The sequence below is a fragment of the Gordonia phosphorivorans genome (assembly GCF_042432625.1).
Classification (GTDB): domain Bacteria; phylum Actinomycetota; class Actinomycetes; order Mycobacteriales; family Mycobacteriaceae; genus Gordonia; species Gordonia phosphorivorans.
Map to the genome: position 1 here is coordinate 44,610 of NZ_JBHLWV010000022.1, position 13,727 is coordinate 58,336.

General features: G+C 71.4%; 10 protein-coding genes. 6 read left to right on the forward strand and 4 right to left on the reverse strand.

What is annotated here, in order from left to right; all coding sequences use genetic code 11:
• Positions 1 to 7: 7 nt before the first annotated feature.
• Positions 8 to 4,636 carry an ATP-dependent helicase gene (locus tag ACFFJD_RS12785; protein WP_382364717.1) on the forward strand — a complete coding sequence of 1,543 codons (4,629 nt, stop codon included), beginning with the start codon at positions 8 to 10 and terminating at the stop codon, positions 4,634 to 4,636.
• A complete protein-coding gene (locus tag ACFFJD_RS12790; protein WP_382364719.1) occupies positions 4,629 to 5,474 on the forward strand; it encodes a DNA-formamidopyrimidine glycosylase family protein in 846 nt (281 codons plus the stop codon). Before ACFFJD_RS12785 ends, ACFFJD_RS12790 begins: the two co-directional genes overlap by 8 nt.
• On the opposite strand, the gene ACFFJD_RS12795 is transcribed toward ACFFJD_RS12790, so the two are convergent.
• Both ACFFJD_RS12795 and ACFFJD_RS12800 read right to left on the reverse strand, forming a co-directional pair.
• A complete protein-coding gene (locus tag ACFFJD_RS12795; protein ID WP_382364721.1) occupies positions 5,422 to 5,838 on the reverse strand; it encodes a pyridoxamine 5'-phosphate oxidase family protein in 417 nt (138 codons plus the stop codon). The genes ACFFJD_RS12790 and ACFFJD_RS12795 overlap by 53 nt on opposite strands.
• Positions 5,839 to 5,977: 139 nt before the next feature.
• Positions 5,978 to 7,720, reverse strand: a complete 1,743-nt coding sequence (locus ACFFJD_RS12800; RefSeq protein ID WP_382364723.1) for a glycerol-3-phosphate dehydrogenase/oxidase — start codon at positions 7,718 to 7,720, stop codon at positions 5,978 to 5,980.
• A gap of 49 nt (positions 7,721 to 7,769) precedes the next feature.
• Between ACFFJD_RS12800 and glpK the strand changes: the two genes are divergently transcribed.
• The 3 genes from glpK to ACFFJD_RS12815 are packed head-to-tail and all read left to right on the forward strand — an operon-like array spanning position 7,770 to position 10,230.
• The gene (glpK, locus tag ACFFJD_RS12805) at positions 7,770 to 9,314 is read left to right on the forward strand and encodes a glycerol kinase GlpK (protein WP_382364725.1); all 1,545 of its coding nucleotides are present in this window, start codon (positions 7,770 to 7,772) and stop codon (positions 9,312 to 9,314) included.
• Between the two features lie 50 nt (positions 9,315 to 9,364).
• Entirely contained in the window at positions 9,365 to 9,709 is a 345-nt protein-coding gene (locus ACFFJD_RS12810; RefSeq protein WP_382364727.1) for an ArsR/SmtB family transcription factor, read from the forward strand.
• 29 nt (positions 9,710 to 9,738) lie between these two features.
• Positions 9,739 to 10,230: an SRPBCC family protein gene (locus tag ACFFJD_RS12815; protein ID WP_382364729.1), complete on the forward strand. Its 492-nt coding sequence runs from the start codon at positions 9,739 to 9,741 to the stop codon at positions 10,228 to 10,230.
• A gap of 5 nt (positions 10,231 to 10,235) precedes the next feature.
• Here ACFFJD_RS12815 and ACFFJD_RS12820 read toward each other — a convergent pair whose 3' ends face one another.
• Positions 10,236 to 11,642: an MFS transporter gene (locus tag ACFFJD_RS12820; RefSeq protein ID WP_382364731.1), complete on the reverse strand. Its 1,407-nt coding sequence runs from the start codon at positions 11,640 to 11,642 to the stop codon at positions 10,236 to 10,238.
• 6 nt (positions 11,643 to 11,648) lie between these two features.
• Entirely contained in the window at positions 11,649 to 13,049 is a 1,401-nt protein-coding gene (locus tag ACFFJD_RS12825) for an NAD(P)H-quinone dehydrogenase (RefSeq protein ID WP_382364733.1), read from the reverse strand.
• Between the two features lie 100 nt (positions 13,050 to 13,149).
• Between ACFFJD_RS12825 and ACFFJD_RS12830 the strand changes: the two genes are divergently transcribed.
• Complete coding sequence (locus tag ACFFJD_RS12830) at positions 13,150 to 13,641, forward strand: gamma-glutamylcyclotransferase family protein (RefSeq protein WP_382364735.1); 492 nt, start codon at positions 13,150 to 13,152, stop codon at positions 13,639 to 13,641.
• Positions 13,642 to 13,727 lie beyond the last annotated feature (86 nt).

The following is a 13,727-nucleotide window of genomic DNA, read 5'->3' on the forward strand; positions in this document are numbered from 1 at the left end:
TGGGACCATGGCCGACGACGCGGAGCTACTGGCGGACTTCGGTCCCGCCACCCGCCGCTGGTTCACCGGTGCCTTCGGCGCGCCCACCGCCGCCCAGAGCGGCGCCTGGCGGTCCATCGCGAAGGGCCAGGACACCCTGGTGATCGCCCCGACCGGATCGGGCAAGACCCTGGCCGCGTTCCTCTGGGCCATCGACCGGCTGGCCGCGCAGCCGCCGACGGACCAGCGCGCCGCGGGCGTCCGGGTCCTGTACATCTCGCCGCTCAAGGCCCTCGCGGTCGACGTCGAACGCAACCTGTCCGCACCACTGGTCGGTATCGGCCACGCGGCCGCGAGCCTGGACCTGCCGGTCCCCGCGGTCACCGTCGGGGTCCGCTCCGGCGACACTCCCGCCGCCGCGCGCCGCACGCTGGCCGCCCACCCGCCGGACATCCTCATCACCACGCCCGAGTCGCTGTACCTGATGCTCACCTCCCGGGCCCGGGAGAGTCTGCGCACCGTCACGACGGTGATCGTCGACGAGATCCATGCCCTGGCCGGCACCAAACGCGGCAGCCACCTGGCGCTGTCCCTGGAACGCCTCGACGCGCTGACCGGCGACCGCGCCCAACGCATCGGCCTCTCGGCCACCGTCCGCCCCCCGGCGGTGGTGGCAGGCTTCCTCTCCGGCGCCGCCTCCTGCACCGTCGTGGCGCCGCCGGCGGCCAAGACCTTCGATCTGCGCGTGGACGTGCCCGTCGAGGACATGACGAACCTGCCCGTCCCGCCCGGCGACGGCGACCTCGACGACGCCTTCTCCCCGACCGCCGGCTCGCTGTGGCCGTTCGTGGAGGCCGCCATCGTCGACGAGATCGAGCGCCACCGCTCCACCATCGTCTTCGCCAACTCCCGTCGCCTGGCCGAACGACTCACCGCACGTCTCAACGAGATCGCCGCCGAACGGGCGGGCCTGGACGTCGACGGCGACCGACGGAACCCGGCGGTCCCCGGCGGCGCACCGGCCACCATCACCGGTGCCGTCACCACCGCGGGGGCGCCGCCCGTACTGGCGCGCGCGCACCACGGCTCGGTGAGCAAGGAGCAGCGCGCCGACATCGAGGACAGCCTCAAGTCGGGCCGCCTGCGCGCCGTGGTCGCCACCAGCTCCCTGGAGCTGGGCATCGACATGGGCGCGGTGGACCTGGTGATCCAGGTGGAGACCCCGCCCTCGGTGGCCTCCGGGCTGCAGCGCATCGGACGCGCCGGGCACCAGGTCGGCGAGATCAGCAAGGGCGTGGTCTACCCCAAGCATCGGACCGACCTGATCGGCTGCGCGGTCACCGTCGCCCGCATGCTCGACGGCGAGATCGAACAGCTCCGCGTGCCCCGCAATCCGCTCGACATCCTGGCCCAGCAGACCGTCGCGGCCGCCGCCGTCGACGACGTGCAAGTGGACCAGTGGTACGACACGGTGCGCCGGGCGGCGCCGTACCGTGAACTGACCCGCGACGTCTACGACGCCGTCCTGGACCTGATCTCCGGCCGCTACCCGTCCGACGAGTTCGCCGGGCTCGCCGCGCGCGTGGACTACGACCGCGCCACCGGCACTCTCACCGCGCGTCGCGGCACGCTGTCGCTCGCGGTCACCTCCGGCGGCACCATCCCCGACCGCGGCATGTTCGGCGTCTTCCTGGCGGGTGAGGACTCCGCCCGCCGGGTGGGCGAGCTCGACGAGGAGATGGTCTACGAGTCGCGGGTCGGCGACGTCTTCGCCCTCGGCACCAGCAGTTGGCGCATCGTCGAGATCACGCCCGACCAGGTGCGCGTGGTCCCGGCCTTCGGGCAGCCCGGCCGACTCCCGTTCTGGATCGGCGACGCCGTGGGCCGCCCGGCCGAGCTCGGCGCCGCCATGGGCCGCTTCGTCGGGGCGGTGGCCGACGAGGCCGAACTCGACGCCCACGCCACGCGGATCGGACTGTCGGCCAACGCCCGCACCAACCTCGCCGCGCTGATCGACGACCAGCGCGCCGCCACCGGCACGCTGCCCACCGACCGGACCCTGGTGGTGGAGCGCTTCCGCGACGAGCTCGGCGACTGGCGGCTGATCCTGCACTCCCCGTACGGGCTGCGGGTGCACGCGCCGTGGGCCAGTGCGATCGCCACCCGACTGTCCGCCGACCTGGGCCTCGACGGCGCCACCACGGCCACCGACGACGGCATCATCGTGCGCCTGCCCGACACCGACGACGAGCCGCCGGGCGCCGCCGTCTTCGACGTGGACCCCGACGAGATCGAAGACATCGCCACCCGCGCGCTCGCCGACTCGTCGATGTTCGCCGCGCGGTTCCGCGAGTGCGCGGCCCGCGCCCTCCTGCTGCCGCGCCGCAATCCCGGCAAGCGCGCGCCACTGTGGCAGCAGCGCCAACGCGCCGCGCAACTGCTGGCGGTGGCCGCGAAGTTCCCCGACTTCCCGATCATCCTGGAGACCGTCCGCGAGTGCCTGGAGGACGTTTACGACCTGCCCGCCCTCCTGGACGTGCTCACCCGGATCCGCGGCCGTCGCATCCGCCTGCTGGAGGTGGAGACCCCCAGCCCGTCGCCGTTCGCGGCCGCGATGCTGTTGGGCTACACCGGCTCGTTCATGTACGACGACGATGCGCCGCTGGCCGAACGGCGCGCCACCGCCCTCACCCTCGACACCGCCCTGCTGGCCCAGCTGCTCGGCCGGGTGGATCTGCGCGAGCTCCTCGACCCGGCCGTCATCGCCGACACCGTCGCGCGCCTGCAGCGCACCGCCGAAGAGCGCCGGGCCCGCGACGGGCAGGACGTGACCGACCTGCTGCGCTGGCTGGGGCCGCTCACCCGCGAGCAGATCGGCGAACGGTATTCCGGTGCCGCCGATCTGGATGCGGTGCTCGCCGACGAGGTGGACGCCGGTCGCATCGTCGCCGTCGTGATGCGCGGCCTCGGGCATTTCGCCGCGACCGACGACGTCGCCAAGTTGCGCGACGGCCTCGGCATCCCGCCGCCGCTGGGCGTGCCCGCCGCCTACCTGGAGGCCAGCGCCGATCCGGTCGGCGACCTGGTGCACCGGTACGCGCGCACCCACGGACCGTTCACCGCCGACGAGGCGGCCCGCGAGCTGGGGATGGGGGTGGCCGTGGTGCGCGGCGCCCTGACCGCGCTGGCCGGTCGCCGCGCCGTGATCGAGGGCGAGTTCGTGCCCCGCGAGGATGCCGAGCGGTCGCAGTGGTGTCACAGCGAGGTGCTCGGTCAGCTGCGGCGCGGGTCCCTGGCCGCCGGCCGCGCCGAGGTGCAGCCGGTCAGCACCGACACCTATGCGCGCTTCCTGCTCGACTGGCAGCACGTGGGTGCGCCGCTGTCGACCGGCCGCGACCCCCGGCTGCGCGGGGCGCACGGGGTGCTCTCGGTGATCGAACAGCTTGCCGGGCAACCGGTTCCCGCGTCGGCCTGGGAGTCGCTGGTCCTGCCGGCGCGCGTGCAGGACTATCGCCCGGCCCTGCTCGACGAGCTGCTCTCCGCCGGCGAGGTGATCTGGTCCGGGCACGGCCGGATCGGCGGTTCGGACGGCTGGGTGAGCCTGCACCCGGCCGAGTCCGCGCCGCTGACCCTGCGGCCCGCCGACGACCTGGAGCTCACCGATCTGCACCGCGGCATCCTCGCCGCCGTCGACGGCGGCGCCCTGCGCTACGGGCAGTTGTCCACGGCGCTCGACGAGGCCGGCCTGGCCGTCGGCGACGAGAACCTCCGGCACACCGCGCTGTGGGATCTGGTCTGGTCCGGGCACGTCGCCAACGACTCGTTCGCTCCGCTGCGGACGCTGCTCACCCCCGGCCGGTCCCGTTCGGGCAGCCAGTCCTCAGCGCCGTCGCACCGGGTGCGCGGCGGCGCCCGGCCCCCGCGGCTGCGCGCCGCACGACTGTCCAGCCGCTACCTCGCCGGCGCCGAGGGGTCGCCGGTGCCGCCGCTCGTCGGCGGCCGCTGGGTCACCCTGGAACGGGCCGCGCTCGATCCCACCGCAGCGGCCGCGGCCACCTGCGAGATCCTCCTCGACCGCTACGGCGTGGTCACCAAGGGCGCGGTCACCACCGAGGAGGTGCCGGGCGGCTTCGCGCGGATCTACAAGGCGCTCAGCGTCTTCGAGGATTCCGGTCAGGCGCGGCGCGGCTACTTCATCGACGGCCTGGGCGGCGCGCAGTTCGCCGCCGGCCACACCGTCGACACCCTCCGCGCGGCCGCATCGGTGCCCCGCGAGCAGCGGCTCACCGCCCACCTGCTCGCCGCCACCGACCCGGCCAACCCGTACGGCGCGGCCCTGGCGTGGCCCGCCACCACCGGGCATCGTCCCGGGCGCAAGCCCGGCGCCCTGGTCGTGCTGGTCGACGGCGAGCTCACCCTGTTCATCGAACGCGGCGGCAAGCGGATACTGACCTTCACCGACGGCACCGAGCAGTGGGAGGCCGCCGCCGCGGCTCTGGCCGACGCGGTCCGCCGGGGACGTCTGCCGCGGATCCACATCGACCAGATCGACGCCGAACCCGCGCTGCGCACCCCGTTGGGCACGATTCTGTCCGAGCAGGGTTTCGCCACCACGCCGCGCGGGCTGCGCATGAACTACGACCCGCGCCATGCCTGAGGGCGACACGGTCTATCGCGCCGCGCATCGACTGCACGCGGCACTCGCGGGAAAGACACTGTCCGGCAGCGACTTCCGCGTTCCGAAGTGGGCCACCACCGACCTGACCGGCGCCACCGTCGACGGGGTGCGGTCGGTCGGAAAGCACCTGTTCATCGACGTCTCCGAGGCCGGCGGCCGCACGCTGTCGATCCACTCGCACCTGATGATGGACGGCGCGTGGCACCTCTACCGCCACGGCGAGAAGTGGCGCAAGCCAGGATTCACCGCCCGCGTCGTGCTGCGGGCCGACGACGTCGAGGCCGTCGGATTCGACCTGGGAATCCTGGAGCTGTGTCGCGATCCGGCGGCGGCCGTCGCCCACCTCGGACCCGATCTACTCGGCCCCGGCTGGGACGCGGACCGCGCCGTCGCCGATCTCGCGGCCGACGGCGACCGGCCGGTGGGTGCGGCCCTGCTGGATCAGCGCAACCTGGCCGGAATCGGCAACATCTACCGCAGCGAACTGTGCTTCCTGGCCGGTGTCCACCCGCTGATGCCGGTGCGATACGTCGATCTGGGTGCGGTCGTCGCCGACGCGCACCGCCTGCTGACCGCCAACGCCCTGACCCCGGTCCGCTGCACCACCGGCGACCGCCGCCGCGGCCGTGAGCTGTGGGTCTACGGCCGCGACCACCGCCCGTGCCGACGCTGCGGCAGCGAGATCCGGCGCGATCGGGTCGGCGCCGATCCGCGCGGATCGGCGCACGAGCGCGTGATCTACTTCTGTCCCGCCTGCCAGCCGATCAGACCGGGTAGCGATCCGGCTCCGGGCCGAACCGGAACCGGCGGCCGCTGATCTCCTCCACGTCGATCTCGACGTAGTTCATCTTCAGGGTGGGCACCCACGGCTTCAGCGGCAGCTGATCGGCGTCCATGATCTCCTGGGTGCCGGTCAGGATGCGGGCGCGCCCCTTGGCGACGACGCTCCAGCCGATCTTGCTGGTGAAGCCGTCGGTCTCGAAGGCCACTCGAGTGTTCACCGCGACCTCGGTCAGCTTGGTGCCCTCGCCGGTGCGGAACAGGATCTTGCCGTCGTGGGCGTAAGCGTTGATCGGGAAGATCTCGGGTTCACCGGCCACGCTCAGCGCCAAGCGACCCATCACGCTCTCGGACAACAGGTTCCAGCACTGTTCCTCGTCCAGGACGGTGATCTCTTCCATGTCTCCCTCTTCCTCTCCGGCCACTACCGGGGACCGACGGTACCGCTGGCTCCACCCTATGCCGACCATCGTCGCCCCGCAGGTCGCCGCGGACCAGGGCACTACGTCCCGGTGGCGGCGTCTGCGGGCGTGGGCTTCCTCACTCCGGTGCGGGCACCGGTTCCAGGATCTCGCGCCGAGCCTCGGGCGCGGCCACGCGCAGGGCGTCGGCGGCCTCGTCGTCGGGCTGGCGCTGCGAGGCGACCTCCGCGGCGACCCGCGCGCAGTAGTTCTCGATCTCCCACTCGCGCTGCTCATCGGTCCAGCCCAGGATCGGCGCCATCAGTTCGGCGGCCTCGCGGGCACAGTCGACGCCGCGATGGCTGTACTCGATCGCGATCCGCGTCCGCCGCGCCATCACGTCCTCCAGGTGCAGCGCCCCCTCGCTGGCGGCCGCGTAGGCCACCTCCACCCGCAGGTACTGGGGTGCGGCGCCCAGCGGGCGCAGCAGCGACGGATCGTCGACGGCCGCGGTCAGCACCTCGTCGAGCAACGAGCCGTACCGGTTCAGCAGGCGCCGCACCCGATACGGGTGCAGACCGTACTGCTGCCCGAGGTGCTCGCACTGGTTGATCAACGCGAAGTAGCCGTCGGCGCCGAGCAGCGGCACCCGGTCGGTGACCGACTCCCCCACCCGGTCCGGGATGAAGGCGGCGGCCGCGTCCACGGCGTCGGCACCCATCACCCGGTAGGTGGTGTACTTGCCGCCGGCGATCGAGATCAGCCCGGGCGTCACCACCGCCACCGCGTGCTCGCGCGAGAGCGCCGAGGTGGACTCGTCCTCACCGGCCAGCAGCGGCCGCAGCCCGGCGTACACGCCCTCGATGTCGTCGTGGGTCAGCTGGGTCACCAGCTCCTCGTTGACCCGCGTGAGAATGAAGTCGATGTCCGCGCGGGTGGCCGCCGGGTGCGCGAGGTCCAGGTTCCAGTCGGTGTCGGTGGTGCCGATGATCCAGTGCGTCTCCCACGGGATCACGAACAGCACCGACGTCGGGGTGCGCAGGATGATGGCCGTCTCGCTGACGATCCGGTCGCGCGGAATCACGATGTGCACGCCCTTGGAGGCGCGCACGGTGAAATGCCCGCGCTGACCGGACAGTTTCTGCACCTCGTCGGTCCAGACGCCGGCGGCGTTGATCACCGACTGGGTGGCCACCGTGGCGGTGGCACCGCTCTCGGAGTCGCGCACCTTGACGCCGATCACCCGGTCGCCGTCCTTGACGAAGCCGACGGCCTGCGTCGACGTGCGCACCACGGCCCCGTACTGCGCGGCCGTGCGCGCCAGGGTGAGCGTGTGTCGCGCGTCGTCGACGACGGTGTCGTGGTAGCGGATGCCGCCGATCAGCGCCTCCCGCTTGAGACCCGGGGCGATCCGCAGCGCGCCCGCGCGGGTCACGTGGCGCTGGCCGGGCACCGACTTGGCGCCGCCCATCCGGTCGTACAGGAACAGTCCGGCGGCCATGTAGGGCCGCTCCCACACGCGCTTGGTCAGTGGAAACAGGAACGGCAGCGGCTTGACCAGGTGGGGCGCCAGCAGGCTCAGCGAGAGTTCCCGCTCGCGCAGCGCCTCGCGCACCAGGCCGAACTCCAGCTGCTCCAGGTAGCGCAGGCCGCCGTGGAACATCTTCGACGATCGGCTCGACGTGCCGGAGGCGAAGTCGCGCGCCTCCACCAGCGCCACGCGCAGGCCGCGGGTGGCGGCATCGAGCGCGGCACCGGCGCCGGTGACCCCGCCGCCGATCACGACGAGATCGAACTCTTCCTCGCTGAGTCGCCGCCACGCGTCGACGCGCTGGGCCGGGCTCAAATCCGCAGGTCGATCCTGGTTCTTCTCAGTGGACACGCCCCGAACTCTACCGGAGCGTAACCGGGTGCCGTGAGAGACTGACCGCGTGAGCCAGACCACCGTCGCCCCCGCGAACCGCTACGTCGCCGCCATCGATCAGGGCACCACCTCGACCCGCGCCATGCTCTTCGATCACGCCGGATCGGTCGTCGCCAGCGAGCAGACCGAGCACCGGCAGATCTTCCCGCAAGCCGGGTGGGTGGAGCACGACCCCATCGAGATCTGGCGCAACACCCGCCGCGTGGCCGGAGCGGTGATCGGCGCGGGCGAAGCCGGTCCCGGCGAGATCGCCGCGTGCGGCATCACCAATCAGCGGGAAACCACCGTGGTCTGGGATCGGCACACCGGGCAGCCGGTCTACAACGCGATCGTCTGGCAGGACACCCGCACGGCCGAGCTGTGCGAGGAACTGGCCGCCGCACCGGACGGGCTCGGCGAACCCGGCGTGGACCGCTACCGCGAGCGCACCGGTCTCCCGCTGTCGACGTACTTCTCCGGCCCCAAGATCCGGTGGATCCTGGACAACGTCGACGGCGCCCGCGAGCGCGCCGAACGCGGCGACCTGTACTTCGGCACCATGGACACCTGGCTCATCTGGAACATGACCGGTGGCGCCCGCAACGAGGGCGTGCACGTCACCGACGTCACCAACGCCTCGCGCACCCTGCTGATGAATCTGCGAACCCTGGAGTGGGACGCGGAGATCTGCGCCGACCTGGGCATTCCGCTCGCCATGCTGCCGGAGATCCGTTCCAGCTCGGAGGTCATCGCCCAGCTCACCCTGGGCGGCACCTACCCGGAGATCCCGCTGTCGGGCATCCTCGGTGACCAGCAGGCGGCCACCTTCGGTCAGGCTTGCCTGGAACCCGGCGAAGCCAAGAACACCTACGGCACCGGCAACTTCCTGCTGATGAACACCGGCACCGATCCGGTCTTCAGCCGGCACGGGCTGCTGACCACCGTCTGCTATCGCCTTGGCGACGAGCCCGCCCGCTATGCGCTGGAGGGCTCGATCGCGGTGACCGGCTCCCTGGTGCAGTGGCTGCGGGACAACCTTGGGCTGATCGCTTCGGCCCCCGAGGTGGAGGAGTTGGCCGCGGACGCCGACGACAACGGCGGCGTCTACTTCGTGCCCGCCTTCTCCGGGCTGTTCGCCCCGCGGTGGCGCCCCGATGCGCGCGGCGTGATCGTGGGCCTGACCCGGTTCGCCGACAGGCGTCACCTCGCCCGCGCCGTCCTCGAGGCCAGCGCCTACCAGACCCGCGAGGTGATCGAGGCCATGCAGGCCGACTCCGGCGTCGCGCTGACCACTCTCAAGGTGGATGGCGGCATGGTGGTCAACGACCTGCTCATGCAATTCCAGTCCGACATCTTGAACGTGCCGGTGGTGCGGCCGGTGGTCAACGAGACCACCGCGCTCGGCGCCGCCTACGCCGCCGGCCTGGCCGTCGGGTTCTGGGATTCCGCCGAGGACATCCGCGGCAACTGGGCCGAGGGCGGCCGGTGGTCGCCGGCGATGGACGACGACGAGCGCGAGCGTCTCTTCGCGGGCTGGAACCGGGCGGTCACCCACTCCTACGACCTGGCCTGACTTTCCCCGAAAACCTTGACCTACAACCAAATGGTTGTATATTGGGAAGGGTGAACGAGGATGACGAGGATCGGGCGGATGCCCTGTTCCACGCCCTCTCCGACCGGACACGACGCAGCATTCTGCGACGGGTACTGGCCGGCGAGCACTCGGTCACCGCGCTCGCGGCGGACTACGACATGAGTTTCGCCGCCGTTCAGAAACACGTCGCCGTGTTGGAGAAAGCCGGGCTGCTCACCAAGCGGCGCAGCGGCAGGCAGCAACTGGCCTCCGGCGACGTGACCGCCGTCCGATCGGTGCAGACCATGCTGGCCGGCATCGAACAGATCTGGCGCGGCCGGATCGCCCGCGTGGACGAGCTCCTCGCCTCCGATCCCGCCCCGCCGTCCCCCTGACCGCACTTCTTCACTCCCCGGGAGTCACCATGCCTGTCATCGACGTCACCAGTGACATCGCCACCTGCACCCTCACCATCGAGGCCGCCTTCGCCGCACCCGTCCAGCGGGTGTGGGACCTCTACGCCGACCCGCGCCAGCTCGAAAAGGTGTGGGGCCCGCCGGAGGTTCCGGCCACCTTCGTCGACCACGACCTGACCCCCGGTGCCAAGTGCACCTACTTCATGACCGACCCGAACAGCGGCGAGAAGTACTACGGCTGGTGGCTCATCACCGAGGTGGCCGCGCCGACCCTGCTGACCTTCGACGACGGTTTCGGCGACGCCGAGTTCAATCCGGCGCCCGGCATGCCGGTCAGCAAGAACGTCTATCGCTTCGAGGCCGCCGAGGGCGGCACCCGTGCCGTCTACACCTCCGTCTTCCCCGACGCCGAGTCGTTGCAGCAGGTCCTGGACATGGGGATGATCGAGGGCGCCACCAGCGCGATCAACCAGATCGACGGCTTCCTGGCCGGCGCCTGACCGCCTCAGCGCGCGCGCTGAGCCCGGTGCCGTCGCTGGGCCGCGAACTCGGCGAACACGGCCGCCACGGCGACCACCCCGATGAGGGCGTAGCCGAAGCTCAGCACGCGCGCCGATCCGAGCACCGCCGGGCCGCCGACCGACACCAGCAGACCGGCCAATGCCGCACCGAAGGCCGTCGCGATCAGCTGCGTGGTGTTCATGCCCGCCGAGACGTGCGCGGCCTCGTGCGGATCGTCGCTGATCCGCAGCCCCGCGGTGAGCCAGTGCGCCATCGCCATACCGATGCCGCAACCGGCCACGAACAGGGCGGCGAACCAGCCGGCCACCACGGCGCCGCTGGGCGCCTCGCTCTGCAGGGCGCCGTAGCCGACGAAGCCGACCGAGATCAGCAGCGGACCGGCCACCTGCACCGCCCGCTGCGTTGAGGCCGTGGTGACCGTGGAACTGATCAGCGAGGCGACGGTCCACCCCCAGGAGATCGCCGCGCCGAGCAACCCGGCGACCAGCGGCGACATCCCGCCGAGCCGTTGGCCGAACAGCGGGACGAAGGTCTCAATGGTCGAGGCCAGGGTGAGCAGCGCGATGGCGAGGTAGATCCAGCGCAGCGGCGAGGATCCCCGGTAGGTCTGCTTCGGCAGCACCCGGTTCGACGCCGAACGCTCACGCAGCACGAACGCCGCGGCGGCCACCACGGCCGCGAGCACCCACAGCACGGTGCTCGTCATCGACGACACGATCGAGGCCAGGCTCAGGGCCAGCGCCGCCGCGGCGAGCAGCACCAACGCGAACCACGGCACCGGGTCGGCGTCGCCGCTGCTCGCGGTCCGCGTCGGCAGTACTCGTGCGGCCACCGCCCCCAGGGCGAGAGCGAGGATCGCCAACAGTCCGAAGGCGCCGCGCCAGAAACCGATGTCGGCGAAGAAACCGCCCACCACCGGGCCGGCCACGTTGCCCACACCCCACATGGCCGACAGCAGTGCCACCGCGCGCTGCCACAGGTGCGCGGGCAGCACCAGCCGTACCACCGCGAACGCCAGGCCGGCCAACAGTCCGGCGGCCACGCCCTGCACGGCCCGGCCGGTGAGCAGCACCGGCATGCTCGGCGCGGCGGCCGCGAACAGCGTCCCGAGCGCGAAGACCCCGAAGCCCGCCACGTACGACAACCGACTGCCGAACCGGTCCAACGCCCGCGAGACCACCATCGACGAGGCGACCGCCGCGACCACGAAGACCGTCATCGTCCACGCGTAGAACTCGCCGCCACCGATCTGCGCCACCGCACTCGGCAGCAGACTGGTGGTCACATAGGTATTCGTCGCGAACAGTCCGATGCCGCCGGCCAGCACCACCACCGGTGCCCGATGGTCGTGGCCGAACAGCTCGCCCCAACTGCCGACGGCGGCGGGCACGCCGACTCAGTCCAGGTCGTCGTGACGTACCAGCTGGCGCGCGGCCTCGGTAATCGATCCGGACAGCGACGGGTACACCGAGAAGGTGTTCGCCAGGTCGGAGACCTGCAGCTTGTTCTCCACCGCCAGCGCGATGGGCAGGATCAGTTCCGAGGCGATCGGCGAGACCACCACACCGCCGATCACCACGCCGGTGGCCGGTCGGCAGAAGATCTTCACAAAACCGCGGCGCAGGCCGCTCATCTTGCCGCGCGGGTTGGTGGCCAGCGGCAGCATGACGGTGCGCGCCGGGTACTCCCCGGAGTCGATGGCGTTCTGCGAGACCCCCACCGCCGCGATCTCCGGCCGCGTGAAGATGGCCGAGGCGACCGTCTTGAGTCGAATCGGGCTCACTCCCTCGCCCAGCGAGTGGTACATGGCGATGCGGCCCTGCATGGCGGCCACCGATGCCAGCGGCAGCACGCCGGTGCAGTCGCCCGCGGCGTACACGCCCGGCACCGAGGTTCGCGAGACGCGGTCGACCGTGATGTAACCGCCGCGGTCCACGGCCACCCCGACATCTTCCAGGCCCAGGCCCTTGGTGTTCGGAATGGAGCCGACGGTCATCAGCACGTGCGAGCCGGTGATGGTCTGCCCGTCGGCCAGGTGCACCTCGACACCGTCGCCGACCCGCGCCACCCGATCGGCACGCGCGTGCTTGACCAACGTGACACCGCGCTCGGCGAATGCTTCTTCCAGCGCCAGCGCCGCATCTTCGTCCTCGTGCGGCAGGACGCGATCGCGGCTGGAGACCAGGGTCACCGACACCCCGAGTTCGGTGTAGGCGTGCACGAACTCGGCGCCGGTCACACCGGAGCCGACCACCACCAGGTGCTCGGGCAGGTCGTCGAGGTCGTAGAGCTGACGCCAGTTGAGGATTCGTTCCCCGTCCGGCTTGGCGTCGGGCAGCTCGCGCGGCGAGGCGCCGGTGGCGATCAGCACCACCTCGGCTTCGAGCGACTCGACGGTGCCGTCGGCGTGCGTGGCGATCACCTCGTGCACACCGCTGCCCGGCGCCGTCTCCGACAGCATGCCGGTGCCGACGACGATCCGGATGCCTTCGCTGACCAGTCGCGCCCGAATGTCCGCCGACTGCGCAAAAGCGAGGTCCTTGACCCGCTGGTTGATCTGCGGCAGCGTGACCGGCGCCGAGACGTCGATCGACACGCCGAGATCGGCCGCCTTGCGCACCTCGGTGCGCACACCGGTGGTGGCGATGAAGGTCTTGCTCGGCACGCAGTCCCACAGGACGCAGGCACCACCGATTCCGTCCGAGTCGATGAGCGTGATGTCGGCGCCGTACGCAGCGCCAGCCAGCGCCGCTTCATAGCCTGCCGGTCCCCCACCGATGATCACGATTCGTGCCACTTAGCCATCTCCTTGCCACAGGGTCAGTTCCCTCCCAACCTACTCTCCCGGCGGCGGCGCACAGTTTCCTCCACAGCGGGGAGGGCATAGGCTGTGCGCCGTGCCCCTCTATGCCGCATATGCGTCGAACATGGACCCCTCCCAGATGCTGGAGCGGGCTCCCCATTCACCGATGGCGTCCACCGGTTGGCTGCACGGCTGGCGGTTGACCTTCGCCGGCGACGACCTCGGCTGGGAGGGCTCCCTGGCCACCGTCACCGAGGACCGAGACGACCCGGAGGCCAAGGTCTTCGTGGTGATCTACGACGTGCCGGTGGAGGACGAAGCGAACCTGGACCGGTGGGAGGGCACCGAGCTGGGGGTGCACCGCAAGATCCGCACCCGCGTGACCACCGCCGACGGCCCGGTGATGGTGTGGCTGTACGTGATCGACGGCTACGAAGGCGGACTGCCCTCGGCACGGTACATCGGGGTGATCGCCGACGCCGCCGAAGTGGCCGGCGCACCCGCCGAGTACGTCCAGCGCCTCCGACTGCACGAGGCACGCAACGTGGGCCCGGGCCCCGACGAACCGATGGACAACCAGCGCTAGCCGACCTGCCCGGGCGGTCCCCGTGACCACCCAGGCCCCGCCCCCACGGCGGGCCCAGTATGAAATTTTCAAACAACACATCGCGC

Coding starts and splice junctions, on each gene's coding strand:
- ACFFJD_RS12785 (WP_382364717.1), top strand. CDS start 8: ATGGCCGACGACGCGGAGCTACTGGCGGACTTCGGTCCCGCCACCCGC.
- ACFFJD_RS12790 (WP_382364719.1), top strand. CDS start 4,629: ATGCCTGAGGGCGACACGGTCTATCGCGCCGCGCATCGACTGCACGCG.
- ACFFJD_RS12795 (WP_382364721.1), bottom strand. CDS start 5,838: ATGGAAGAGATCACCGTCCTGGACGAGGAACAGTGCTGGAACCTGTTG.
- ACFFJD_RS12815 (WP_382364729.1), top strand. CDS start 9,739: ATGCCTGTCATCGACGTCACCAGTGACATCGCCACCTGCACCCTCACC.